This window comes from Actinomadura gamaensis, assembly GCF_042652125.1.
Lineage (GTDB): Bacteria > Actinomycetota > Actinomycetes > Streptosporangiales > Streptosporangiaceae > Spirillospora > Spirillospora gamaensis.
Genome location: NZ_JBHSIT010000014.1, coordinates 143,946 through 169,410, shown reverse-complemented (window position 1 = coordinate 169,410; position 25,465 = coordinate 143,946). Strand labels below are relative to the sequence as shown.

Sequence of the window (25,465 nt, the reverse complement as noted above, 5' to 3'; positions counted from 1 at the left end):
GATCGCAACACCCTGGCCAAGGACCTGTACGGGGCGCGGGCCGGGGTGGCGCCCGCCCTCCGGGACGGGCGAGGATCGCAACCAGATGGTGCCGTCGTGCTCGGGCGGCGGGGCGGTGGGTGGCGCCCGCCCTCCGGGACGGGCGAGGATCGCAACCCTTCCTGCAGCGCGTCCTGTGGCTGGTGGACGCCCCGTGGTGGCGCCCGCCCTCCGGGACGGGCGAGGATCGCAACGTCCGGACCGGCGTCCCGCTGGACCGGACCGGGACGTGGCGCCCGCCCTCCGGGACGGGCGAGGATCGCAACTACCACGCATACTCCGAGAGGCCCGAGCAGTCGAAACGTGGCGCCCGCCCTCCGGGACGGGCGAGGATCGCAACCTCCTTGGAGTGCCGGACCCGAGCGGGGTCCCGGGGTGGCGCCCGCCCTCCGGGACGGGCGAGGATCGCAACCTGCTGGAGCCAGCGGATTTGAGCCTCGTACTGCGGGTGGCGCCCGCCCTCCGGGACGGGCGAGGATCGCAACCGACCTGCATTTTGAGAGTTTTGAGAGTGTCCCTTGTGGCGCCCGCCCTCCGGGACAGGCGAGGATGTGATCTGCAACGTTCGGTGGCGGGGAATCTGCAACGTTCGTTGTCGCCTTCGTCGCAGGCTGCAACGGCGATCAGCTGATGCCGACGACCAGGGCGTCACGGGCGGCGTCGATGACCTCTGTGGTGATCCGGTCGACGCCGTCGTTGAGTTTCATCACCCGTTCGGCTTGTTCCAGGAGCCTGGTGACCAGCCGGAAGTTGCCTGCGGTGGTGCGGTTGATCGCGGCGATGGCCTCGGTGGTGGTGGCGTCGGGGATGTCCAGTCCCAGGCGGGCGAAGGCCGTGGTCAGGACGGTGGCGAGTTCGTCGGCGGCCAGGGTGCGGTAGTGGTGGACGAAGCCGATCCGGCTGTAGAGCTGGGGGTAGCGGGCCAGGCGCTTTTCGATGCCGGGCATGCCGATGAGGATCAGGCCCAGGCTGCTGCGGTCGTAGAAGTCGCGGACCTGCTCGACGGCGCGGGTGGTGAGGCGTTCGGACTCGTCGATGATGACCAGTTCGGTGTAGAGGCTGGCGCCGTGGAGGTTGGTCTGGCGTTTGGGGTCGTCGATGTCGCGGGCGCGGACCATGGCGTGCCGGTTGGTCAGGTCGGTCAGCTCGGTGAGGGCCCGGCCGGGCGGGGTGTTGATCAGCGGGGTGTAGAGCACGGTGTGCCAGTCGGGCCGGTTGGCGCCGACGTGGAACCAGTCGGCCAGGGCGTGGGGCATCTCCAGCAGGGGGCGTTGTTCGGGCCAGCGCGCGTAGGAGTGGGCCGACAGGGTTTTGCCGACGCCGGCGGGGCCGTAGCACAGGCCGATGTAGCGGGAGGTCCGCACGGTGTCGGCGAACTCGCAGAACCTGCGGTGCTCCTTGGTGGAGATCAGGTTCGGCATCGGCGCAGTGGGGCTTGACCCGCGCCGCACGGCTTTCCGGTTGGGGTTGGAGCGCGGGCGGGGACGGGCCATGCTCGGCTACTCCTCGGTGTAGGTCTTCAGCCGGCGCGGCGCGGGTGCCGGTGGGGCGGGCTCGCGAGTAGGCGCGGGAAGGCCGGTGCGGTGGGCGAGGAGCTGGTCGACCAGGGTGGCGCGTTCGGCCAGGTCGCGGGTGAGCTGACGGCGGCGGGCGCGGCGGGCCGCGCTGATCTCCCGCATGCTGACGGTGGTGCCGGCCAGCTCGGGGCAGATGGCCCGGCAGATGAAGGTGCCGCGGTGGAAGATCCGCAGCTCGGCCAGGTCGCGGGGGTCGTATCGGATGACGACGCTTTCTCCGACGAACGCGGCGAGCGTGGGGTCCAGGTAGCGCAGCCCGAACGCGTGGATGCCGTCGGGGTGGACCTTGCGGGGCTTGGCCACGGTGAGCAGCAGCAGGTCCAGCTGTTCCAGGGAGTCCGGCATCTGCGGCAGGAACCCGCCTTGGGCCCAGCGGGCGGCCGGCGGCTGACGGGTCTCGGGGTGGATGCGCCGGTGGTAGTCGTCCAGGATCCAGGCGGACAGGGCCTCGTCGAGCCCGGTCAGGCTCAGCCGGGCCCGACCGGCGCGGTCGGGCAGGCCAGCGGGTGCGTAGCCGGGCAGCGGCGACAGGCACATCTGATGCACGGTGGCGAACAGCCGCTCGATCTTTCCGCGGCCGCGCGGCTGACCGGGCAGGGAGCACACCAGGCGGATCTTCAGGTCGGCGGCGACCTGTTCCATGTGCTTGGAGGTGAAGTCGGAGCCGTGGTCGGTGTAGAAGACCGCGGGTATCCCGCAGATCTGCCAGTGCGGGTCGCTCTTGCGCCAGATCGCCCGTCGCAGCGTCAAGGCGGTGCCGAGGGCGCTGGGCGCCTCCAGACTCAGCCGGTGCGCGGCGACCGCCCGGGAGTACTCGTCGATGATCAGCGTCAGCCACGGCCGGGCCGGGGTGCCGTCCTCGGTCAGGACGTAGAAGTCCAGCTCGGTGTGGTCGGCCTGCCAGCTGGCGTTCGGCGCGTCCACCTCCCGGCGGCCGATCAGCTCGAAGACGTCGGCGTACCGCTTGCGGCCCTGGTGGGCCAGGCACGTCAGCGCCGGATCGAGGGCCGCGATCACGTTGACCACCGTGCGATAGCTGGGAACCGGCCAGCCGTGCTCGGGCGCCAGCTCCTGGACCCGCCGGTGCACCGCCGCCGCGCTGAGCCGCGGCGTGCGCAGCGCCAGGGCCTCGATCACCAGCTGGAGTTCCTCGGGCATCCGCCGCCGGTCGACGTCCTTGCGGGGCCGCGGAGCCAGCGCCGCCAGGCCGCCCCGGCGGTAGCGTGCCGCCCACCGCTCAGCCGTCCGGACCGAGACCTCGCCCGTGCGGGCGACCTCGGACAGCGAGACGCCCTCCTCCAGATGCGGCCGCAAGATTCCGAACCGCCGCACGGCTTCCTCCCGCGCGGCCGCCGTCAGCCGGGCCAGCGGCGCCGACGGCTCCGCCCCCGCGCCGGCTCCGACCGTCATGGCTTCACGGTAACCGCGACCGGCCGACCCGGGGAGCGGTCAGCCGACCTCGGGGGACGCGGCCTCATCCCCGTCGGCCGGGTCGTCATCGAGCAACGCGGCCTGGGCCTCCTCGCGCAGCTGGGCCAGGACCCGGTACAAGGTGGACTGGGCGACGCCGAACCCCGCAGCGACATCCGCATGCTTCACACCAGAGGCGACCATCGCGGCGGCCGCCGCGCGTTGCTGAGCGGTCAGCTTGGGCGGCCGCCCGGCCGACAGACCGCGGGCTTCCTTGGCGGCCCGGGCACTGGCCACCCGTTCCAGCATGTAGGTCCGCTCCATCTGCGCGAACATCGCCAGCAGCGCGATGGCCATGTCCGCACCCGGACCGGGCACGCTGGTGTCCACCGGGATCTGGTCCTTGAGCGTCCGCAGGCCGATCCCCTGCTCGGTCAGCTCGTGGGCCAGGTTGAGGCACTCGCGCATGTTGCGCCCCAGCCGGTCCAAGGTCACAACGGTGACCCGGTGACCGGCGTGCGGCGGCACGCGGCGCAGCAGGTCCTCCAGGCCGTCGCGGGCGACCGTGGCCCCGGTACGCCGATCGGACCAGATGAGTTCCTCGGGAACGCCTGCGCCCTTGAGGGTGTCGATCTGCCGGGTGAGATCTTGAGCGGTGGTGCTGACCCGGGCATAGCCGAAGTCCACGACCACCACGCTAGCGAAAGCTGACGCCGTAACAAGGGTTACGAGAACCACTTCCGAGACCAACTTACGAGAGTGGCCGACCTGCGGAGCGTCCCCGCCGCACGCCCGGCCGGGGCACCTCTCGAAAGCATGGATTCGAGAGGTGCCCGGTGCCGCTAATCGACGTGTCACCGGCCGCAAGCGAGGGCTTGCAGGGGCGGTGACCGGCGCCCCGCTCCCTAGTGGATGCGGACGTGGAGGGTGGCGGGGACGGCGGCGCCCACGGTGATGCTGCCGGAGGGCCCGGCCAGCGCGGTACCGATCCTCATGATCTTCGTTCCCACATCGAAACTCGCCTTGCGTAGTCGAGCACTACCCACAGCGACAGCACCATGCACAGAACGAGTTCTTTAAATTACTTTCTGTAGTTATCTGGTGGTGGGTGGGAACGGCCAGAAGTAGCACCCGAACACCGACCCGAAGGAGAGCCAGCATGCGCAAGACCCTCGCCCTCGCCGCGGCCGCCGCGGCCGCCGCTGCGGCCCTGACCGCCGCGCCCGCCACGGCCAACGCCGCGGCCGGCCGGCACTACGTCTGCCAGGAGGTCGGCCAGCTCGACGCCGGCAAGGTGCAGGGCAGGCACTGCACGCCCTGGGCGGACGAGTACTGGGTCAACGTCTTGATCAGCCAGCGCGACTCCTCCGAGCACACCTACCGGTGCGAGCACTCCCACTCCCACCACGGGACGGTGGACGGCCGCGGCTGCCGGGCCGCCTGAGCCGGGCCAGGTGACCTGAGCCCCGACACCGGCGCTCTGGGAGATCGTCTCGACGCCACCCTTTGTGTGTGTTCAGTTGACTGCGTTGGGTAGTGCTGGTGGGTGAGGCACGACCGCGGATCGCACGAGAGGAGTTGGCCGGTGGGAGCCACCAGCGTCGAGGAGAGTTTGAAGAAGAGGCGCGAACGCAAGAGGAGGATCGGCGGGGGCCGGTCAGGCCCCAGCCTGGAGCAGATCCGCAAGATGTTGAAGGGGCTGGCCGACAAGGCCGCCGCCGAGGGAGGCGCCAGTGACGTCGGACGCTTCTGAGGGCCTGGCCGTCGATGTCGGCGAGCTGCTGCTGGAGCTGGCCGACAACGGGTTGGCCGACCAGGTGGGAACGTGGGTCAGCGCCACCACCGACAACGAGCCCATCACCGGCGAGCAGTTGCGCACGGCGATGGACTCCGACGAACTGCAGGCCGCGGCCGCCGAGGCCGGGATGAGCGTGACCGAGTTCGCCGACCGGCTCGCCGCCGAACTGCCCGCGGCCGCCGACGCGGTGACGCCCGGCGGCGAACTTCCCGACGACGCCGAGGTCCACAAGCGGCTCCAGAACCTCTAGCGCAGGCCGATGGCGGTGGCGAGACGCTCGGTGAACTCCCACACGTCCCCGCCGCCGCCAGGCACCCGGCGGCGGCGCGCCCACTCGGTGCTGTCCCCGGGGCCCGGTGCTCGGCGGGCTGGTCGGGTGGGCTGGTCGGGTGGGCCGGTCCACGCCTCGCCCGCCGCGCGTTCGGCAGTTCCGGCGGCGCGTAGTTCGCGCAGGTCGGGGATGTGGTTGTACAGGGTGCCCGGGGAGACCTTCAGCAGCCGGGCGATGCTGACGATGGAGTTGTCGGGTTGGGCAGCAGGTCGCGGGCCTGGCGGAGCGGGTCGGCGTCGACGACGGTGGGCCGTCCGCCGACCCGGCCGCGGGCTTTGGCGGCGGCCAGGCCCTCGCAGGTGCCGGCCACGATGAGCTCGCGGATGAACTCGGCCAGGACGGCGAACACGTGGAAGACCAGGCGTCCACCGGGGATGGTGGTGTCGAGGTTCTCGTGCAGCGAGGTGAACCCGACCCCTCCTCGACAACGAACGTTGCAGATTCCCCGCCACCGAACGTTGCAGATCACAGGCGAGGATCGCAACATGGGCTGGGGCTACAACGGCCTATTCGCATCAACGCTGGCGCACGTTCGCCGAGAGGTGCGGGGTGAAAGAGGATTGTCAGCCAGGAGGCCTCTTGGGGCTCGCCTGCGGATTGCCCACGGTGGCGTTACATGATCAGGGCGTCGTCGTGGGGGAGGGGGCGGGCGGTGCCGAGCATTTGGACGGTGCGGAAGGAGCCCTTGGGGATTTTGTAGATGCGGATGCTGTCTTCGTCGTCGTCGATGGTTCTTTGGATCTTGTCGATGAGGGTGAGGAGTTCGGGTTCGGTGCAGACGATTTCGAAGACGGATTTCTGGACGCGCATGCCGTAGCCCTCGCAGAGTTTGGCGACTTTGCGGAGGCGGCCTCTGCCTGCGGGGGTGATGGTGCTGACGTCGTAGGTGAGCAGGAGTTCCACTAGATCATCCAGGGCATGTAAGCGGGGAGTTCGCCGCGGAGGTGGCGGGCGAGGATGCGGGACTGGACGGACGGCAGCAGCGCCGCGGGGACGCGGCGGCCTAGCAGGCGGTGGGGCCAGTCGCGTTTCTTCCAGTCCTGCCATTCGGTGAGGGTCTTCTTGCGGCCGTCCTCGGTGAGTTGAACGGCGCCGCCCGGGAGGGTTTCGAAGTGTTCGGCGCGCAGTTGTCGGCGGTTGAGCAGGGTGAGGGCGAGCCGGTCGGTGATCGGGGCGCGGAGTTCTTCCATGAGGTCCAGCGCGAGGGCGGGTTTGCCGGGGCGCAGGCCGTGGAGGAAACCGATGTAGGGGTCGAGGCCGACTTGTTCGGCGGAGCCGTGGACGGCTGAGCGTGTCAGTCCGTAGAGGAAGGACAGCAGCGCGTTGGTCGGGTCGGTGGGTGGGCGTTTGACGCGTCCGGGGAAGGGCGCGATGTCCAGGCCGGGCCGGATGAGCAGCGCGAAGGCTCCGAAGTAGCTGCGGGCGGCGTTGCCTTCAATGCCACGCAGCGTGTCCAGGTCGGGGACGGTGGTGAGGGCCGGGATGGCGTCGGCGATCGCGTCGGCGCTGATGCGGATCTTGTCGGCGTGCTCTGGGTTGTCGCGGGCGCCGCGCAGCAGGAGCTGGCGGCTGTTTTGGAGCTTGCCGGCCAGCATGGCGCGGGCGATATCGAGGGCGGTGTCGGGGTTGGCGTGGGCGAGGTGTTGGGCGTGGCGGAGCAGGACGTTGCCGCGGGTCGGGCCGTCCAGGCGGCTGAGGAAGCGGCCGCCGGCCGACATCCAGACCACGGGGCGGCCGTCTTCGGCGCAGCGGGTCAGCAGGTGGGAGCTGAACTGGATGTTGCCGAACGCGACGATCTCCTGGAGGCGGCGCAGCGGCAGGGTGCGGCGCTGGCCGTCCTCGGGCAGGACCACGCGGACGCTGTCGCCTTCCAGGTAGAGGGACGTGCCCGGGGTCTGGACGTAGAGGGTGTTGAGCAGCTCAGTCATCCCAGCCCTCGTTCTCGGGTGCCGGACGGAACCTAAGGTCGAGTTGCCGCTGGTAGCGCGTGTGGTCGGCGAGTAGGCGCGGCATGCACAGCGCGTTCATCGAGCAGCCTCGGCAGCGTTTGTCGGCGACCGGCCCCGGCAAGGTCGTTTCGGTGAGGACGGTCCGTACCGCCGCGGCGAACTCGATCACCCGCGCTCTGAGTGCGGGATCGATCGCGACCGGATGACGGCGCCGGTCGGCCCCGGAATAGATGTAGCCGAGCGGCACCGCGCACCCGAAGCGTTCCTCCAAGCACATCGCCTGCCCCGCCACCTGAAGGTCGGCGGGGCTGTCCGGCTTGTAGGGCCCGGACTTGTGCTCGACCGGGACGACCGACCCGTCATCCAGCAGCTCGACGACATCACAGACGCCGTTCAACCCGAATCCGTCGTGCCAGACCGGCAGAGCCCGCAACGTACGGACGCCGGGCCGGGTTTCCTCCGCGGGTTCGTGGACGCGTTGGTGCAGCAGCGTCCCACGGACGGTGTTGACGTCGTCGGCGTAGCCCTCTTCCAGCAGGATGAGTCCGGCCTGGCGTGGGCAGTAGGCGTAGTGTTCGAGCGCGGACAGCGGAACCGGTATCTGGTCCGCGCTCGGGATCATTCGACGATCCGGGTGAGAGTGACGCCGTCCGGAACGCCGTCCTCCTCGATCTTGATCGTGAAGTCCTGGTGGTTGCGGGCAGGCCCGTGGGTGTTCGGGACGACGGTGACCAGGTCAAACAGGCTGTGGGCAGGCACAGTTCCGAAGGCGTCGCCGTGGGTGAACACATACAGGCGGCGCAAGGCCATCTCGCCGCGTGTGGAGGCGCGGTCGTGCTCGAACATGAGAGTGATCGCCCGCCAGAGGGTGGCGAGGTCGTCGGAAGTGACGCCGGTTTTGGCGGCGAGTGGGGCGCTGAAGTGGCCGTGGGCGCGGTAGAGGCCGTAGGGCACGGTGTGCTTGCTGCCCATTTCAGTGGTCTGCCCCCCTTCGATGTCGGCAGTGCGCGTCTGTGTCACCCGGGTGATGCCGTGCTCCTGGGTGAAGACCGGCGCGACCGAACGCGCAAAGGTGAGCTGCACCGGGCCCTGGACACGCCCTGCCTTCTTGGTGCCTGTCGACATCACCGCGCCGAAGGTACGGACGTCGAAGAAGGTCTGGCACATCCACTGCTGCGCGCGCCCGACCGAAGCGTTGTCCTTGGGGTCCAGGTCGAGTTCGGTGTAGGCGCGCTCGTGCTGGGAGTTGAGTGAGACTCCGGCCTCGACGTAGATGTCGTAGCCAGGGACGCCCTCCTTGACCAGGCTGACGACGTTGCGGATCTTCCGTTTGAGGGCGACGTCGGTGACCAGGCCCTCACCGGTCTCGGGGTCGACGCGGGGAGTGCCGCCGGCGTCAGGGTCCCCGTTGGGATTGCCGTCCTTGACGTCGAACAGCATGACGAAATCGTGCTTACGCGTGGGATCGAGGTAGGCATCAGCGGTGGTCATGGAGGATTGGCCTTTCAAATCAGGAGTCGGTGCCATCTGCGTCGCCAGAGCCGCCACCTGCGGCACGGGCAGCGATGTCGGCGGCGCACTGGGCGTGGTAGCCACATACGAACCGGGCCTGCTGCTCCAGGTTGAACGTCGAAGGCGGCCCTTCAGGGGGGAGCTGGTCGATCAGCGTGTGCAACCGGGCCTCCATCGCCCAACCGGCTCTCTTGGCCTTCTCGTCCTTACTGTGCTTGAGCTTGCGCAGGTGCGCGAGGGCGCCGCTGGACAGGCGGACGAAGACCGGCTGGGGCCGGGTCATCGCCGCCCGGAAGTGGCGGTCCTGTAGGGAGGTGTTGAGGTCCGGGATGGCGCGGCGCTGGATCGCTTCCAGCAGGGCGAACACCCGGCCCCAGACGCGGGCGGCGTCTTCGGCTTCGGGCGTGGATTCACTCATGGCGGTTTCCTTCGGCAATCGAGCCAAGAAGAGGTGGAGGAGCGCGACGCGCGGAAGGTCGATCCGGGCGTCCGCGCCGATACGTTGAAGCAGGTGTGACAGCAGCCACGGCGGCGGAGCGAGCAGGCGGTCGTTCGAGACGCCCCGCAGTGCGACGGTGAGGAGCTCCTGCTCGGCGGTCAGCGGTTCAGACCCGTTGACGTAGACCTTCCGCTCGCGGTCCCAGCGCCCACATGATCGGGCGATCTGCCACAGCGGGAGGTTGCGCGTGATCCCTTTCCATGGGTCGAACACCTGGTGGTCGCGGAACCAGGCCTCAACGCTGCGCAGCACACGCGGCAGCGGCGCGTTGATCCAGTCCCGAAGGACGACGCGTCCCTGGTTGGCCGACAGTGTCACGGCGTAGTAGAGGTTGGTGTCGATCTCGTCGAGGTCGGTCACATCGTCGTACTTCTGCGCGGCGGTGTGGATGAGGCGGATGTCGGTGGGGTCGGCATCCTTGATCGATTTGTTGATCGGGATGTCTTCCGGTTCTTTCGTCCACCAGACGGTGACCGAATCTCGAAGACGGTGGCGGTGCTCGTCGTCGGCGAGCAGGGAGTTCAGGACGGCCACGCCTTGGCCGCAGCCATCACAGATCGGCGTGTTGGTGAGTTGGGTGATTCCCGAGCGCCCTTGCGCCTGTTTGTTGATCGAGATCAGCTGGGCGTCGCCGGCGCGTCCCTTGGCGACCGGGATCGCGCCGCCTCGGATCGGCTCTGGAATGGTGTCCAGCAGCGCTCCTGGCGCACCACACGACAGGCAGATGCCCTGCTTACCGCCCGAACTCTTCCGCTCCCTGACGATCTGCTGCCAGTAGGCCACGGCCGAGTCGGACCGGTGGACATAGGCCACGTCGTCGCCACTGAGCCGGAATGCGACGGTGTCGGTGGGGCCGGCCTCGCCCAGGTCGAGGCGCAGATGCTCCTCGCGCTCGAAGAACGCCCGAACCGCCTGGGCCCGGGGGTCATCGGGTGCCGAGTCACACCAGCGGCGGACCAGCTTGAGGTACTCGTCGTTGCGCCGGATGGCCTCCGCCTCGGCCTTGTCCGAGTCGTCCTTGGGCATCGCACAGACGAACTGAAGTGTGTCCACCAGCAGGAACGGCGGCGGTTTCTGCCCCGACCGGTAGACGTACGGGGTCGGCATCACCACACCTGGCGACTTCTTGCCGTCGGCGAGCGAGATCAGACACGGTGGCGTGGGAACGCCGTCCTTGTTGATCTGAACCGCCCAGCGAACCGCCCGCTCCCGGAAGTACGGCGGCGGAAGGTCCGGGCGATGCCGGGCCTGATCGACCAGCAGCTTCAACAGCATGCGGTCACCTGCCTTGCCGTCCGGCGCCGACGGCAGCGGAAGGAAGCCGGATCCCTTCCCGGGGGATCTCCAGCACTCCGTTCTTCAGCTGGGCGTCGAACCAGGTGTAGGACTCGCCCGATTCGGAGTACTCGATGCTGTGCAGCATCGCGCCGATCTTCTCGCTGCCCCGCCACGGCGGACGACCGGACGGCTTGCCGAATCGGCTGACCGAGAACTCACGCGTCCCGAGGAACGGGTGCGAGTAGCTGGCGCCGCGCTCCACCCGTCGGCGGAACATGTCCCGGTACTTGGCGTCGGTGCCGTCGGCCTCGGGCGCCATCTTGACCTGAGCGAAGATCCGGTAGGCGACGTCGCGGAGACAGACCATGTTCCGCTGGTCACGGAACTCCTCGACGTCGAATCGGACGGTCTTGTCGGCCATCGCCCGACGCACCCAGTCGAGCGTCAGCATCGACTCGACCTCGTTACGCCGTACATGAAACCATTTGACCGGTTTGAGGACTTCGATCCGTTGGATCTGATACTGGAACTGCGGCTTCCAGAAGATCGCTTCCAGGATCCCTTTGGCTGCCGACGGGGTCATCACCGGATAACTCAGCCGTTCAGTCTTGAACTCCGGCCTCGTGAAGCATGCCAACGGCCCCTCAAGCTCCACCGCCAACGGCGGCGGAGCATGATGCCGACCTCCCCGACTGCCCATGGCCCGCACCCTCCCGACAACAACGTCAGACGATGGAGGGGAACGTACCGGAGGCCTCCGACAGAATTCCGTCCAAAGCCAGAAGAGGCCGCTTCGCCGGACGATCGATCATCACACCAGCGAAGCGGCCATCTGGCGCACCGGAGCCGATACCTGCTCCTGCGAGCATTGCGACCCTCGCCCGCTCAAAACGGGCGCCAGGCAAATCCTGCCGGACAGGACTGCCGCTGCCCGATAGGGCAGAAGTTGACGGACAAGATCGTTCTTAGGCTCTCCGGCAGAGGCGACGGGCTCCTCATCCTCCATCAGAGAGTTACTACTCCGCCGAGGGTTGGCCCAGAACATCCGGCTGACAAGATCGACGCTCTGGCCCTGCTTCTTTCGTAGGAGAAGGTACGGCACGGTGAGCTAGACCGGTTTTCGTTTAACCCTGCCCGGCGAAGAGATCTTGATAGATCCTGTGGCGTGCCGGGCCAGTCAGGGAGGAACGCCATGCCAACCGGACGACACCGCCGATCGAGTGCCAGCAACTGTCGACGCCACGATAGGGCTTGTCCGTGCGCACAAATGCGGAGGCCCAAAACGCTCCACCGAAGATCATCTCTGGCAGGAGCTCGAGCGACGCGGGCGCGTCTGATGTGCTGCTCGCCTCACCTGGCCGTCACCGTGCTGGCGTTGCTGGTCGTAACCCCATGCGCTGCATCAGCGTGTGTATGCGTGCTCTGCGTGAAGCGCTGCCATGATGGAACACGGCACACGCGGTGATCGGCCCGGGAATCAGAAGACGTACATCTCATCATCCTCGAGGGTGATCCCGCGGTCAGCGTCGTAGGCATCGGCGTCCCAGAGGATGAGATCCCCGATGACGGGCTCGGCGAGCCCACGGTCGAGACCCTGGTCCGCGGTTCGCTTCGTGAGAGTGGCCATGTACGGGCGCAGATCGCGGAGAAGCCCGCCGGCTGCCCGGGGGCAACGTCGGATCTGCGCCACCGCGTCCATGATCTCGGCTTGTTTCTCCTCAGGCCCATAGGGCACGAGTACCGAGGTCGTGAACTCCTCCACCATGTTGAAACGCGCCGCAACATCAGGGAAATCAAGCCGCCGACGGGACCGCTCGATCACTTCTCCCAGGCCCTCTACGTTCTCCAGGGAATAGCGGTCCTTGTAGTAGGCGGCGAGCGCGGCCGAGTCGTCAGGCATCGCCAGCCCGGCTCCAATGTAGGCGTCACTAGCCGCCAACGCCGCTCCGTAGACACGTGAGGCTCCGGTATCGTCCTCCAGATCGAAAATCACGACCCTCCCGCGCGCCAACCTCCCGTTCCTGTTGCAGCGGCCAGCCGCCTGCTGCACGGAGTCCGCCGGAGCCTTCGCCCGGTAGACCAGCGGGAAATCAAGATCGACGCCCGCCTCGACCAACTGCGTCGATACCACCAAGGTCGGCTTCTGGTCCTTGATCAGGTCGATGATCTCTTTGAGAACCTTCTTCCTGTGCACCGCGACCATCCGAGTCGATAGGTGGAGCACCGGCCCGAGCCCGGCAGGCCGACGCTCCTGGACGAGGCGATGCAGTTCCTGTGCTTGCGCGGTGGTGTTCACGATCGCCAAAGCCTGATTCTTGCCCGCAAGCTCGTCGGCGAGCATCTCAGCCGTCGTCGCCCTGGACCGGTACTCGTAATCCACCCGCCGCAAGTCCGCATAGAGCCGCTCCGGATCAGTGATCACCTCGCGCATTGGCACGCCACGGAACGGGCTCAGCTGCCAAAACGCCGGCTGGGTCGCCGAGGTCAGCAGGACCGTTGCACCGAACCGTTCGGTCAGCGTCCGCAACCCGGACAGGATGGGAATGAGCAACCGGTCGGGAAGCGCCTGGACCTCGTCCAGCACGATGACCGACTTGGTCAGCCGATGGACCCGTCGCATCGCGGCAGGGCGACGGTCAAACAACGACTCGAACAGCCGAACGGTCGTCGTGACTACGAACGGTGCGTCCCAGTTCTCCGAGGCGAGCTGCCGCCACCGTGCGGGCGCGCCCGTCTTAGGCTTCTTCTTCCTTTCGGTGTCATCGTGACCTTTGGATTCATCGTCCAGATCAACACCGCTGTGATGCTCGAGGACGACCGGGTCGGCGTCACTGTGCCCGAGGACCTCGCGGAGTACAGCGGCGTTCTGATCGGTAATCGAGATGAACGGGACCGCCATGACCACGCGCTGGAGGCCGTGAGCGCGGGCGTGGCGCAAGGCGAAGGCCGTAGACGCCAAAGTCTTGGCCGCCCCAGTAGGCGCCGACAGCCGGTAGATGCCCTGCTCGCCGACGGCGGCAGTCACCGCCTCGTCGTATACCCGCTGCCGCACTTGGTCGATCGGCGACGGGCCACCACGACGCTTCGAGAGGTAGGAACGCCGTCCACGTTCGAACCGTTCGATTAGCTCAGCAGCAGTCCAGCGCGTCACGGGGGACTGCTCACCGATGGAGAAGTGCTCGCTGGTGTCCAGGTAGTCGGCGTCCACGACACAGCTGAAGACCAGTCGCACCAGCATGTCGACCTCAAGGGGCGTGGCTCCTTCGACCCACGCCGGCCACCGCGGGGGGTGCGCCGGCAAGATCTCCGGCACTATCGCCGAAACGCGCTTGATCGCCTCCTCGACCGGGGCGCGGCCCTTCCCTCTGGAAAGCCGGAGCTCAGCACGGAACTTCTCCTTGTTCGGAAGCCCGCCATGATGCCCGAGCACGACCGCCGCGAGATCCGCCAAGCCGTGCTCGCTGGCCAGGCGAGCGCCCGCGCGTTTGTGATCGATACCCACCCGGCCTCCCGTGCGGCTGGCCGTCTTCAGTCCCTCTTGCCAGAGACAACTCCCCTTCCCGACGTCATGCACCATCGCCAGGTACCGCGCGATCTCCGCAGCACCGAACTCCTCGGCGAACCCAGCGGCACGCCCTGCTGTTCCCCGCAGATGGTCGGCGAGCGGGTGCCACACCGAGTCAGCGTTCGGGCTATGCGCGAAGAGTTCATCCATGCAACCCACATCCCCTGAGCTTGAAGACACCACGCGATCCATTCCCTGACCAACGGGACGGCCCGCCCACGACAAATAGCAGCGTCGCACTTCGCACTGACATCCCGCCTACTCGATCGCAGCGGCCCGCGAATTCCGTTGACGTCGTCACCATTACATGCCGCCGGACGCGGCTACACGGAGTCCATGCTGATCATCATCGAGGTCGCCATCACAGTCACGCGCCGCCGTCGTTGGTGAGGCAATAGCAGCCTGGTACGAGAGGCGCTGCGCCTCGGCGTCAAGCGCTACGGTGGGTGATCGCTGGCCCTAGCCAGGACGCTCCCCAAAGTTCATTACAGATGCGGCCAGGGCGGTGCTCCTCATCCTGGTCATCGCGCCCCATGAAGACGAAACACCCGGGGTGCGAGTGCCAGGCGCGCTCAGGATTTGATCAACGAGTCTCGGCTCAGCCCTCAGCTCTGGTTCGCTGTCCGATGAGGACCGTGCTGCTTCGGAACCTCTAGTGCCCATCGAATCCCTGGGAGGTTCCCAGGTGCTTTGGGATAGTTTGTACAGGAAGGCATGAGTTGGGGGATGGGGTCGATCGCTAGCTCTCCGTCATCCTTCCTGTTCATGTACCGTGGCGCTCACCCTCCGGGGCGAGCGAGGATCGCAACCTCAAGGGCGGCGGCGGGGGAGAATCCGGGCGGCGGGGGTGGCGCTCACCCTCCGGGGCGAGCGAGGATCGCAATTTCGACAACGACACGAACGTGCCGACACCGGGCACGGCGTGGCGCCCGCCCTTCAGGACGGGCGAGGGTGGTAACTCGGCACGGAGCGCTTCGAGGGAGCGGTGGACGTCGGTGGCGCCCATCCAGATGGTCCGTGCGCCTATAGGGGTCAGGTTCGTGTGTCGGGCTGTTGACTGCGTCCGGGGGCCGGGTGATGGTCGGGTTGGCCGACTGAAAGGTGGAATCTGGTGGAACCCTCCGGCGGCGACGGGAAGATCATGTTGTCCTTCTATTGCGGGGGAGATGGGTCGGACACGGCGACGACGTGTCCGGCGGTGCATCGGACGCAGCGGGGGACGTGGGTGTGGCAGGGCGAGTTGCGGGACGATCCGCACACCCGTGCCCAGCTTCACAAGGCATCCCCGACGGAGGCTGGCGTGGAAGTCGGGGAGGACCTGGTGGACAACTTCGTCCGGGCGTATGCGAGGGAGAAGCATGGAGTGGATCTCGGCTGAGCGCCGTGAGGAGCTGTATGCCGGCGCGTGCGCGAGCGTGTGGAAGCTGGAGCTGCGTGACCGGTACGGGGTGGATGCTGCGCGCCGCCAGCTGAGCCGGGATGAGGTTGTCGCGTCGATGGCGCCGGCGGTGGCGGCCACGCGCGCGAAGGTCGAAGCGGGTGTCGATCTGCGTCGGATCAAGACGATCTCCGAGCCGCCGTCGGCGTACATGCGCGGTGCCTACGATGTGGCGTCGCTGCTGGTGGAGGCCGGTGAGGACATTCGCTGGCTTCCTCGCCGTCTCGCCTCTGGCCTGCTGTTGCCGGGCAACGACATGTTCGTCCTGGACGGAAAGGCCGTCATGTTCAACGTCCACGACGGGGACGACAACCCGGCCGGTCAGCAGTGGGACAGCGACCAGGCGCTGGTGGCGCGCTGCCGGGAGGCTTTTGAGGCGGCATGGAGCGTCGCCGTCCCGCACGAGGAATACCGCGCTGCCTGAGCGACGACGATGACCGATCCCAAGGCGGCCCGGGAGGCGCTCGGCGTCCGGTTGCGGGACATGCGTCTGGACGCCGGCCTGAACGGTCGCCAGCTTGCAGCCGTGACCGGGTTCAGTCCGCAGAAGGTGTCGCGGATCGAGAACGGCGTGCAGAACATCAAGGAAGCCGACATCCGGGCGTGGGCGGCGGCGTGTTCGGCTTCCTGGCAGGTGCCGGAGCTGATCGCGGTCCGGCGGGAAGTTGCGCGGTTGTGGCGGGAGCATCGCCGGGAGTTGCGGGCCGGTCTGGTCCATATCCAGTCGCAGAACACCGATGTGTATGCGGCGACGTCGCTGCTGCGGGTGTATGAGTCGACGGCGATTCCGGGCCTGCTGTACACCGAGGACGTGGCGGCGGCTGCGATCGAGACGGTTGCGCGGCTCTACGGGCGTCCGGTGGAGGAGGCCCGTCCGGCGGCGCGGGCGAAGCTGGCGCGGCAGGCGCTGCTGCTGCGGCCGACGGGCCGCAACGCCTACCACTTCGTGATCGAGGCCGGGGTGCTGGACATCGGGCACGGCGGGGCCGAGGCGATGGACGCTCAGCTGGACTTCCTGGTCCAGGTGACGCGGATGCCGCATGTGGCGTTCGGGATCATCCCGCCGCTGGCGGATCGGCGGATCGTGTCCAAGGAAGGGTTCTACATCTTCGATGAGCGGCTGGTCCGCGCCGATGTGTGGACGGTGGCGATCGAGACACGCCGCCGCGAGCAGATCGACTTCTACCTGAGGGTGTTCGACGACCTCCGCCGGATGGCCGTTTACGGGGATCCCGCGCGGGAGCTGATCGAGGCGGCTCGCCAGCGGCTCCGCTGAGTTTGTGGAATTTCGTGGAATCTCCTGGCCGTCGACGAGCGCGGTGAGTCAGGGTCGATTTCACCGGCTCAAGCGTCCGAGCTGAGCCACTTCCCACTGCGGACCCAGTCGGCCAGCCCAGGCCGCATGAGCCAGTCGGCCGCGGCGGGGCGCGCTACGACCAGCCACATCCTTGGGGGATCACCGTGACGAGCATCGGGACCGTGGAGAGCGAAAGCCTGCGTCACCGGATGGTCGACCGGCTGATCGCCGACCACAAATCCCAGGGCCGCACGCTCCGTCCCGAGGTGGAGGCGGCGTTGCGGAGGGTTCCCCGGGAGCTGTACGCGCCGGGCGTGGCCGTGGAGGAGGCGTACGAGAACACCGCGATCGTCACCAAGCGGCGCGATGGGGAGGGCCTCAGTTCGGTGTCGGCTCCGTTCCTGATCGCCGAGATGCTCGGGCAGGCGGTGGAGGCGCTGGACGGTCTGGAGGGCCGTCACGTGCTGGAGATCGGGTCCGGCGGGTACAACGCCTCGCTGCTGGCCGAACTCGTCGGGTCGACGGGCTCGGTGACGACGGTCGATATCGACCCGGAGGTGACCGGCCGGGCCGCAACGTGCCTGGCGGCGGCGGGCTACCGGCGGGTCACGGTGGTGTGCGCGGACGCCGAGCACCCGCTCGCACCGGGGCGGCGCTTTGACCTGATCATCGTCACGGCCGGGGCATGGGACATCCCGCCCGCCTGGCGGGACCAGCTCACCGACGACGGCGTGCTGGTGGTGCCGCTGCGCACGTTCGGGTTGACGCGTTCGTGGGCGTTGCGCCGCGCGGGCCGGGCGCTGGTCAGCCAGAGTCACCGGCAGTGCGGATTCGTCTCCGTCCAGGGCGACGGCGCGCACCGAATGCGGTACGTCGATGTCGCCGACGGCGTCCATCTGCGGCTGGACGAGAACCAGCAGCTCGATGCGGCGCTGGTCGCGGACCTGCTCTCCCAGCCCGGCCACCAGGCGTGGGCCGGGCTTGACCTGCCGCCTCGCACCGTGCTGGCCGACCTTGACCTGTGGCTGGCGACCCGCCTGTCGGGTGAGGGCAGCCAGTTCGTCGTGCTCACCGCGCAGCAGGCGGCTGTCGAATCCGGCCTGGTCGCGCCGTCGTGGCGGTTCGCCACCCCGGCCGCGTTGGAGACCGGCGCGTTGGTCTACCGGTCGGCGCTGCGCTGGCGTGACCGGCGGTTCGACCTGGGCGCGATCGCGCACGGGCCCGACCGTGAGGCCGCGGCCGGGCGGATGGTCGCGCCCATGCGCGCGTGGGTGGAGGCGGGTGGCCCGCCGCCGGTGCTGCGCGTCTTCCCGGCACAGACTCCCGACGGCGAGTTGCCGGACGGGACGGTTTTGGACAAGCGGCACAGCCGCCTGGTCCTGACCTTCACTCCCACTCCCGAACAGAAGGGAACTGCCTGAGATGGAGAACGAGCAGGAGTATCAGCTGGACGTGCGTCTGGTCGACGCCGGACCCGCTGCGGGCGGCCACGCCACCAGCACCGACGACGGCTGCGGCTCGGGCAACACCGGCTCGGACGCCTGCACCGGTAACGCCTACTGACCCGCCAACCACGACTGACCACCGACCCTGGCCCCGGCCGCCCCCGCGAGCCCGGCTGATCGAACTGTTGTGCGTCGCCGGCCCGGCCTTCCGCCAAGGCCGGGCCCCGATCCAGGCGTTTTGCGCCACTTCCCGGAACCGGTGAGCCCCATGCTTGAGGCGACCTTCCAAGCGACGGGCGCGGCGTTGATCAGAGCCGCCGCCTACCCGCACGACCTGCGCCTTCCTCCGTGGCCGGACCTGACCCGCGACCGTCCCGGCCCCTGGCGGCAGTGGCTGGGTGAGGCATGGGCGCTGCCGGGGTTCGCGGCCGCCGTCGCCTCCGCCACGCCCCAGCTGGCCGCCCAGATCACCCGAGTCGTGGAAGGCGGCCCGATCCGGACGCGCAGGCTCCGCCGCCTGATGGAGACCACGATCCGGTACCTACTGAGGTGGACCACCCGCGCGACTCCGTTCGGCCAGTTCGCCGGCGTCGCACCGGTCGAACTCGGCACCCGCGCAAGTGTCCGGTGGGGCGAGCGGCACGAGGACGTCACACGGCCCGACGAGCACTACATCGCCGAGCAGACCGCCCTCGCCGAGCACGACCTGCCGACGCTTCGCACCGCCGCGGTGGTGACCAACGCGTTGGGACACCGCCGCGGCCGAGCATGGGTGCTGCCCTGCGCCCGCACTGGAGACGACCGGATGTGGGACGTCGAGATCAGCCTGACCGAGCCCGTGCGGTCGGCGATCGAAGCAGCTCGCTCACCGATTGGGTTCGAGGAGTTGGCGGCCAAGCTCAGCATCGAGCTGCCCGGCGCAAGAGCGGAGGCCGATCGGCTGCTGGTGGCGCTCGTCCACGCCGGGGTTCTGCTGTCGGCGGTCCGGGCGCCGATGACCGTGACCGACCCGACCGCCCACCTGGCGCGCCACCTGCGGGAGAACCATCGCATGTTGCCTGCTCCCGGCGAGCGGATCGTCCTCGACCGGCGGCTCGACTGCTCGGTGACGCTGCCCACGGCGGTCGTCGCCGAGGCATGCGAGGCCGCGCGCACCCTGGCCGCTGTCGCACCGCAGCTGCCGGGCTGGGCCGCCTACCATCACGCTTTCATCGACCGGTGGGGCCCGGGCGCGGCCGTCCCGCTCCGCGAAGTCCTCAACGTGCTCGGCTTCCCTGCCGGGTATCGCGGCTTCGTTCATCGCGAACCCGACGCCTTCACCGCGCGCGACGCGTTGCTGGCCGAGCTCGCCCAACGCTCGGCGCTGGACGGTGGTACCGAAGTCGTCCTGGATGACGATGTGGTCGCCGCGCTGCGCGGCGACGACGCTCGGCCGCCGATCCCGCACACCGAACTGCGGTTCACGCTCGCCGCCGCCACACTCCACGATCTGGATCAAGGAGCGTTCACGCTGACGGTGGTGAGCGGTGCCCGGCACGCCGGGGTTGCCGCGGCCCGGTTCCTGCACCTGCTCACCTCGCGCGAGCTGCAACGTTTCCGCAGTACCTACGCCTGTTTGCCGACCGTCCTGCCGGGCGCCGAGCTGGTGCAGTTGGCCGCGCTGCCCCTGGAGAGCCGCCTCGCCGCGGTCGCCCGCACTCCCGAGCTGCTGCCCGTCCTGCCGGTCGGTGACTTCCACGCCGGCCCCGGCCGCACCGTGGAGGACCTGGCAGTGGCCGGCGACGGCGAACGGCTGTGGCTGGTGTCCCGCGCCACCGGACGGCCGGTCGAACCGCTCCTGCTGAACAGCGTGCTGCTGGGACTCCAGCAGCCACTCGTCCGGTTCCTCACCGAGATCTGGACGGCCTGGACCGCCCCCTGCGCCAGATTCGACTGGGGCCACGCCCGCGACTTGCCGTTCCTGCCACGGCTACGACGCGACCGCGCCGTCCTGTGTCCGGCCCGCTGGAACATTGCCCGAACCACCCTGCCCGACCGCGCCGCGTCCTGGCGGCACTGGTACCTCGCCTGGCAGCGGCACCGCGCACGGCTGCGGCTGCCGCAACAGGTGCTGCTCGGCGACGGTGACAGCGACGGCGACATGCGTTTGCGGCTCGACCTGGACGAACCGGCCCACCTCGCGCTGCTACGCAGTCACCTCGACCGGCACCTCCGGGCGATGCTCACCGAAGCCCCCGAACCTGCCGGATGGTTGGCCGGACGACCCGCCGAACTCCTGCTCACCCTCACCGCCGCCGCCCCGGTGCGGCACCGCACCCCACCCCGCACGGCACGTCCCGCCAGCACCGTCCGGCACCGGCCCGGCCTGTCGCGCTGGGTGGGCGCCCGGCTGGCCGGACGAGTCGACGACATCCTCTCCCAACTCGCCCACCACCCCGACCTCCCGGACGGCTGGTGGTTCCTGCGCTGCCCCACCCCGACACCGCACCTGCGACTACGAATCCCTTTGCGCGACCCCGGCCAGTTCGCCGACACCGCCCGCCAGATCGCCCGATGGGCCGAGCACCTGCAGGACGAAGGTCTCCTGTCCGACCACACCCTGGCGACCTACCACCCCGAAACCCGCCACGGAACCGGCTCCACTCTCGCCGCCGCCGAAGCGGTCTTCGCCGCCGATTCCCGCGCCGTCCTGCGACGGCTCTCCGGCGACCGGCAAGCGACCACAGCCGCAGGGATGATCACCATCGCGGACGGCTTCACCGGCGGCGACGGCCTGACCTGGCTCGCCCACCACGTCCCGCACCGCAGTGGCCCGCGCCTGGACCCCATCCAGCTGACCCACGCCCGCCGCCCGCCGCCGCAGGACGCCGCGACCGGGGCGCTGACCACGGCGCTCGCGGCGTACCGGGCGCACGCCGAACGAGACGGCCTGGACACCGACCAGATCCTCGCCGACCTGCTGCACCTCCACCACGCCCGCACGATCGGCGTCGACGGCGCGTCCGAGAAGCACTGCCTGCGCCTGGCCCGCGCCATCGCCCACAGCCACCTCACCCGCCGAACACCATGACCAGCGCGCAGAACCTCGCCGACGGCGCGCTCGGCACCGTCCTGCTGCACCTGGAAACCAGCAACTGGCCCGCCGCGCACACGGCCCTGAGGGCGGCCGTCGCCGACGGCGTCAGCATCGCCGGCGGAGCCAGCCTCTACTACGGCGCTCCCGCCCTGGCCTACGTCCTCGCGACCATCGACCAGCCGAGCATCACCCGGGCCAAAGCGATCGCCGCAACGGGCACCGCGACCGTCACCCGCCGACGCCTGGAGACCGCGCACCGCCGCATCGACCACCGTCAACGACCGGTCACCAGTGAGTACGACCTGATCCGCGGCCTGACCGGACTCGGGGTCGTCCTGCGCCGCATCGGCGACCTCGAGCTGCTCCGCGAGGTGCTGACCTACCTGACCAGACTCACCGAACCCCTCGACGGCCTACCCGGCTGGTGGTGCCCCACCGGCCCCGACCGCACCCGACCAGGACCTGTCGGCGGCCACAGCAACCACGGCCTCGCCCACGGCATCACCGGACCGCTCGCGCTTCTGGCCCTCACCCTGACCGACGGCATCGAGGTCGACCGACAACGCGCAGCGATCACCCGCATCTGCGACTGGCTCGACCAGTGGGAACACCAGACCGGCGACCTCCGCTGGTGGCCCGAGATCTGCACCCTCGACGACCTCGACCGCGGGACCGTCCGGCAGCCGGAGCCGCCGCGTCCCTCCTGGTGCTACGGCACCCTCGGCATCACCCGCGCCCAACAACTCGCCGCCCGTGCCCTCCACGACACCGCGCGCCAACACGCCGCCGAAACCGCATTCACCGCCTGCGTGAACGACCCCCACCAGTTGGACCGGCTCACCGGCATGGGCCTCTGCCACGGAACCGGCGGCCTCCTCGCCACCGGACGCCGCATCGCCGCCGACGCACTCACCCCCATCCCCACCACGCCGCTGCTGCACCGACACCAGCGCACCACCGCCCCGCCGGTCCCGCCCCTCGGCCTCCTCGACGGGACCACCGGAGCCACCCTGGCCACCGCAGGCCTCACGACCTCCTGGGACGCCTGCCTGCTGCTCTGCTAGACCACCCACCGAAAAGGGGCCCGCCGATGCAAGAGACCTGCTGGAGGCAAGTGAACATCGCCTTCCCCGGCGCCACCCCGCACCAACGAGAACACCAAGCGATCACCCACCTGGCCCGGATATTGCCCGACGCCGAAGCAGACGGTCTGATCACCTCATGGTTCTTCATCCGCAAAGGCCACTGGCGCGTCCGCTACCTCCCAGCCGATGCCCACAACGCCGACCAATCCCTTCAACGCCAACTCGCCGCGCCGGATGTCGAAGCGATCGGAGACATCTACGAGCCGGAGATCCACGCCTTCGGCGGCATCGCCAGCATGAACACCGCCCACCAACTGTTCCACGCCGACAGCCACCACCTGCTCACCTACCTGAACGGCACCCCAACCGACCGGCGAGAACACTCCCTCATCCTCTGCACCGCCCTCATGCGCCAAGCAGGCCTGGACTTCGGCGAGCAAGGCGACGTGTGGGCCCGACTCGCCGACCAGCGCGCCCCTCTCCGACAAGAACCCCCCGACCCTGCCACCTGGAACGCCCACACCACCAGCGTCCGCGACCTTCTCCTCGGCAACCCACGCCCACACGCGATCGCCGAAGACTGGCTCGCCGCATTCCAAAGGGCAGGACGGCAACTACGGACCCTGCGAAACACCGGCCAACTCACCCGAGGAATCCGCGCCGTCACCGCCCAGCACGTCATCTTCCACTGGAGCCGCATCGGAATCCCCGCACCCACCCAGGCACTCCTCGCCTAAGCAGCCAAGGAAGCCGTCTTCCCCCACACCGGCTGATCAGAACGCTGCCAACACAGGCGTCCCGAAGCTGGCAAGCCCCTGATCGGCCCCAGCGCGGCCTGACGCCCGTTGACGACGGCCCGAAGCCAAAGAGATCTTCCTCGCCGGGAACACCTGCCCCAGGCCGCTTCGGAACCTCCAGTACCCATCAAATCCCTGGCAGGTTCCGAAGGTGTTCTGGGATAGTTTGTGCCACAACGAGCGGAACAGTGCAGGCATGAGTCGATGACTCCGCGTTATTTGGCCTGTTCAAGTACCGTGGCGCCCGCCCTCCGGGACGGGCGAGGATCGCAACGTAGTCGAGCGGCCCAACGAGGAGGCTCCGCAGAGTGGCGCCCGCCCTCCGGGACGGGCGAGGATCGCAACGGCCCGGACGACGGCCCGGACGAGGGCCCGGACGAGGGGTGGCGCCCGCCCTCCGGGACGGGCGAGGATCGCAACTCCAAGATCGCGGACATGACGGAGATCGCGTCACCGTGGCGCCCGCCCTCCGGGACGGGCGAGGATCGCAACAAGAAGTACGGGCGGGCGCTGGAGGAGCTGGCCGAGTGGCGCCCGCCCTCCGGGACGGGCGAGGATCGCAACGTCTACTTCGATCTCTATGACGGTCCGCTTCACGCCGTGGCGCCCGCCCTCCGGGACGGGCGAGGATCGCAATAGCGGGACCTGCCCGGCGCCCGCCGCGTCCGCCGTCGTGGCGCCCGCCCTCCGGGACGGGCGAGGATCGCAACTACCTCACCTACAGCGGCAGCGCGCTGTACCAGCCCGCGTGGCGCCCGCCCTCAGGGACGGGCGAGGATCGCAACACCCACCCTTCGTCTCTCAGGCTTCGGATCGCGTTCTGGTGGCGCCCGCCCTCCGGGACGGGCGAGGATCGCAACGCGATGGCCTGGCGGTCGGTCTGGGCCCAGTGGTCCGCGTGGCGCCCGCCCTTCGGGACGGGCGAGGATCGGAACACCAAGTGGGCCAAGTCGATTGGGTCGCGGGCGTCGGCGGTGGTGCTCGTCCTTCAGGGCGGGCGCGGGGCGCAACGTTTCGATCTCCTCGCGCGTATCGATCGTCGGTCTGCCCCGTGTCTACGATCGCGCGCTTTGGGACGAGGCTGGTTGGGAGGCGGCGAGGTCGCACAGGTGGCGGTAGAACTCGGTGGTGGCGGTAGAGGGATGCGCGTGAGGTGTGTGTTCGCTGAGCTGCTCGCAGAGTTGTCCGTAGGTTCCGTGGACTTCGGTGGGCCGGTTGGCGTGGGCGAGGAGTTGCATCTTCGACCGGTACAGTCCCTCGGTCGTCGGTGAGGTGTCGATTGCCGCGTCGAGGTGGGTGAGGGCGCTGTCGGTGTCGGTTTCCAGGTCGGCGAGCTGGGGGCGGGCCGCGATGATGCTGTTTCGCAGGTTCTTGGCGGGTGCGCGCAGGCGGGCATCGAAGCTGGCGGGTTGGTCGTCGATTGCGGCGAGTCCTTCGAGCAGAAGGGCGAGCTTCGCTGCCTGGTCGTAGGTCCCGGCTGCCTTCTTGATTGCGTCGCGCATCTCCCAGAGATCGGAGGTGATGAGGGCGGGGTTGAGGCGGTAGCCGGTGCCGAGGCGCTGCACGACGACCTTGCCTGACGAACTGGGAAGGCCGAGGGCTTGGCACAGTTTGCCGCGAAGTTCGCGGAGGGGGCCGTGGAAGCATTCTCGGTCAGTTGCTGGATTGGCCTCTGGCCACAGCAGGTCGTAGGCGAGCAGGCGTGTCAGGCCGGCTCGGTACTCCAGCAGCAGGATCAGGAGTTCCAGTGCCTTGCCGGCGCGGTCGAGGCTGAGGTTTGCTTGAGGGCCTTCCAGGTGTCCGCGGCCCACTCGGATGATGACCCGGCCCTCTGGGGCGTTCGGTCGTCCCGGTTTGAGCGTTGTTTCCTGTGGCCGGGTGGGCATCGCGGTGCCGGTTGCCACGTCGGCTGCGGCGGTGAGTCGCCGGTTTGTGCTTTTGGAGCTGACGAGCGACGAACGCGCCGCTGCATACTGCACGGGCCGCTTCAACGCCGCGCGTCGCTGCCCGGGGGTCTTCTGCCGATCTCCGAGCGGGCTGTGACCGAATCCGCGGAAGAAGAGGAACCCGCACAGGCTCAGCAGGCTGAGCGCGAGAACCGGTGGCGTGGCAGGACCTCCGCTCGCCGAATCACGATGACCTTTCATGCTCCAGAGGCCCAACGGCCTCCTTCGAAGCAGCGCGCCCGTGCCTTGACTGGTTTTCATCGCGATCTCCGCTCGCAGGTCGATTGCGGTGATCAAATCCGGTGTCGGCTGTGGCGTCGGCCGGACGAATCGCGCACGCCGACTTCTCGCCAGGCGCGGCCGAACTAGCGGCTGCTTGCAGCCGGCGGGAAGCCCGTGCGTGCTGGGCTGTCGCCAGGACAA

At 68.9% G+C, this 25,465-nt stretch carries 22 protein-coding genes and 2 CRISPR repeat arrays (1 of these 24 running past the window's edge); of the genes, 10 read left to right on the top strand and 12 right to left on the bottom strand.

The features are described from left to right. A CRISPR array of direct repeats spans positions 1-596; the repeat unit is 37 nt; unit sequence GTGGCGCCCGCCCTCCGGGACGGGCGAGGATCGCAAC (it extends 177 nt beyond the left edge of the window). A 66-nt stretch (positions 597-662) separates the two neighbouring features. The 3 genes from ACFPCY_RS37225 to ACFPCY_RS37215 form a co-directional block, all read right to left on the bottom strand. Beyond that, the gene (locus tag ACFPCY_RS37225; RefSeq protein ID WP_378263466.1) at positions 663-1,460 is read right to left on the bottom strand and encodes an AAA family ATPase; all 798 of its coding nucleotides are present in this window, start codon (positions 1,458-1,460) and stop codon (positions 663-665) included. Between the two features lie 78 nt (positions 1,461-1,538). Continuing rightward, the gene (locus tag ACFPCY_RS37220) at positions 1,539-3,026 is read right to left on the bottom strand and encodes a Mu transposase C-terminal domain-containing protein (RefSeq protein ID WP_378263464.1); all 1,488 of its coding nucleotides are present in this window, start codon (positions 3,024-3,026) and stop codon (positions 1,539-1,541) included. A 39-nt stretch (positions 3,027-3,065) separates the two neighbouring features. Next, positions 3,066-3,713: a recombinase family protein gene (locus ACFPCY_RS37215; protein WP_378263462.1), complete on the bottom strand. Its 648-nt coding sequence runs from the start codon at positions 3,711-3,713 to the stop codon at positions 3,066-3,068. Positions 3,714-4,185: 472 nt separating this feature from the next. Between ACFPCY_RS37215 and ACFPCY_RS37210 the strand changes: the two genes are divergently transcribed. The 3 genes from ACFPCY_RS37210 (at position 4,186) to ACFPCY_RS37200 (ending at position 5,074) form a co-directional block, all read left to right on the top strand. Next, entirely contained in the window at positions 4,186-4,470 is a 285-nt protein-coding gene (locus ACFPCY_RS37210) for a hypothetical protein (RefSeq protein WP_378263460.1), read from the top strand. A 141-nt stretch (positions 4,471-4,611) separates the two neighbouring features. Further along, positions 4,612-4,779, top strand: a complete 168-nt coding sequence (locus ACFPCY_RS37205) for a hypothetical protein (RefSeq protein WP_378263458.1) — start codon at positions 4,612-4,614, stop codon at positions 4,777-4,779. Further along, positions 4,760-5,074 (top strand): YidB family protein, encoded by a 315-nt coding sequence (locus ACFPCY_RS37200; RefSeq protein WP_378263456.1) that lies wholly within the window; start codon positions 4,760-4,762, stop codon positions 5,072-5,074. Before ACFPCY_RS37205 ends, ACFPCY_RS37200 begins: the two co-directional genes overlap by 20 nt. Before the next feature lie 241 nt (positions 5,075-5,315). On the opposite strand, the gene ACFPCY_RS37195 is transcribed toward ACFPCY_RS37200, so the two are convergent. The 8 genes from ACFPCY_RS37195 to cas3 form a co-directional block, all read right to left on the bottom strand. Next, the gene (locus ACFPCY_RS37195) at positions 5,316-5,624 is read right to left on the bottom strand and encodes a recombinase family protein (RefSeq protein ID WP_378263454.1); all 309 of its coding nucleotides are present in this window, start codon (positions 5,622-5,624) and stop codon (positions 5,316-5,318) included. Between the two features lie 143 nt (positions 5,625-5,767). After that, the gene (cas2, locus tag ACFPCY_RS37190) at positions 5,768-6,058 is read right to left on the bottom strand and encodes a CRISPR-associated endonuclease Cas2 (protein ID WP_378263452.1); all 291 of its coding nucleotides are present in this window, start codon (positions 6,056-6,058) and stop codon (positions 5,768-5,770) included. Continuing rightward, on the bottom strand, positions 6,058-7,083 hold the full coding sequence (cas1c, locus tag ACFPCY_RS37185) for a type I-C CRISPR-associated endonuclease Cas1c (protein WP_378263449.1): 1,026 nt from the start codon (positions 7,081-7,083) through the stop codon (positions 6,058-6,060). The genes cas2 and cas1c overlap by 1 nt, the downstream gene beginning before the upstream one ends. Next, positions 7,076-7,726, bottom strand: a complete 651-nt coding sequence (cas4, locus tag ACFPCY_RS37180; RefSeq protein ID WP_378263447.1) for a CRISPR-associated protein Cas4 — start codon at positions 7,724-7,726, stop codon at positions 7,076-7,078. The genes cas1c and cas4 overlap by 8 nt, the downstream gene beginning before the upstream one ends. After that, complete coding sequence (gene cas7c / locus ACFPCY_RS37175; protein WP_378263445.1) at positions 7,723-8,595, bottom strand: type I-C CRISPR-associated protein Cas7/Csd2; 873 nt, start codon at positions 8,593-8,595, stop codon at positions 7,723-7,725. Before cas7c ends, cas4 begins: the two co-directional genes overlap by 4 nt. Positions 8,596-8,614: 19 nt before the next feature. After that, a complete protein-coding gene (cas8c, locus tag ACFPCY_RS37170) occupies positions 8,615-10,390 on the bottom strand; it encodes a type I-C CRISPR-associated protein Cas8c/Csd1 (protein ID WP_378263443.1) in 1,776 nt (591 codons plus the stop codon). Positions 10,391-10,394: 4 nt separating this feature from the next. Continuing rightward, positions 10,395-11,048, bottom strand: coding sequence for a type I-C CRISPR-associated protein Cas5c (cas5c, locus tag ACFPCY_RS37165; RefSeq protein WP_378263614.1), 654 nt, complete (start codon positions 11,046-11,048; stop codon positions 10,395-10,397). An 822-nt stretch (positions 11,049-11,870) separates the two neighbouring features. Beyond that, positions 11,871-14,108, bottom strand: a complete 2,238-nt coding sequence (gene cas3, locus ACFPCY_RS37160) for a CRISPR-associated helicase Cas3' (protein WP_378263441.1) — start codon at positions 14,106-14,108, stop codon at positions 11,871-11,873. Positions 14,109-15,316: 1,208 nt separating this feature from the next. Between cas3 and ACFPCY_RS37155 the strand changes: the two genes are divergently transcribed. The 7 genes from ACFPCY_RS37155 to ACFPCY_RS37125 all read left to right on the top strand — a co-directional run bounded on the left by ACFPCY_RS37155 (position 15,317) and on the right by ACFPCY_RS37125 (position 23,036). Further along, on the top strand, positions 15,317-15,820 hold the full coding sequence (locus ACFPCY_RS37155) for a DUF6879 family protein (protein ID WP_378263439.1): 504 nt from the start codon (positions 15,317-15,319) through the stop codon (positions 15,818-15,820). Between the two features lie 9 nt (positions 15,821-15,829). Next, positions 15,830-16,672, top strand: coding sequence for a Scr1 family TA system antitoxin-like transcriptional regulator (locus tag ACFPCY_RS37150; protein WP_378263437.1), 843 nt, complete (start codon positions 15,830-15,832; stop codon positions 16,670-16,672). A 203-nt stretch (positions 16,673-16,875) separates the two neighbouring features. Further along, positions 16,876-18,114: a methyltransferase, FxLD system gene (gene fxlM, locus ACFPCY_RS37145; protein ID WP_378263435.1), complete on the top strand. Its 1,239-nt coding sequence runs from the start codon at positions 16,876-16,878 to the stop codon at positions 18,112-18,114. Position 18,115: 1 nt separating this feature from the next. Then, entirely contained in the window at positions 18,116-18,256 is a 141-nt protein-coding gene (locus tag ACFPCY_RS37140; protein ID WP_378263433.1) for an FxLD family lanthipeptide, read from the top strand. A gap of 150 nt (positions 18,257-18,406) precedes the next feature. Then, positions 18,407-21,208, top strand: a complete 2,802-nt coding sequence (locus tag ACFPCY_RS37135; RefSeq protein ID WP_378263431.1) for a lantibiotic dehydratase — start codon at positions 18,407-18,409, stop codon at positions 21,206-21,208. Then, entirely contained in the window at positions 21,205-22,278 is a 1,074-nt protein-coding gene (locus ACFPCY_RS37130) for a lanthionine synthetase C family protein (RefSeq protein WP_378263429.1), read from the top strand. Before ACFPCY_RS37135 ends, ACFPCY_RS37130 begins: the two co-directional genes overlap by 4 nt. 50 nt (positions 22,279-22,328) lie before the next feature. Next, on the top strand, positions 22,329-23,036 hold the full coding sequence (locus ACFPCY_RS37125; protein ID WP_378263427.1) for a thiopeptide-type bacteriocin biosynthesis protein: 708 nt from the start codon (positions 22,329-22,331) through the stop codon (positions 23,034-23,036). Between the two features lie 297 nt (positions 23,037-23,333). Further along, positions 23,334-24,031: direct repeats of the CRISPR family, unit length 37 nt; unit sequence GTGGCGCCCGCCCTCCGGGACGGGCGAGGATCGCAAC. A 120-nt stretch (positions 24,032-24,151) separates the two neighbouring features. Here the strand turns inward: ACFPCY_RS37125 and ACFPCY_RS37120 are convergent. After that, positions 24,152-25,339: an AfsR/SARP family transcriptional regulator gene (locus ACFPCY_RS37120; protein WP_378263425.1), complete on the bottom strand. Its 1,188-nt coding sequence runs from the start codon at positions 25,337-25,339 to the stop codon at positions 24,152-24,154. Positions 25,340-25,465 lie beyond the last annotated feature (126 nt).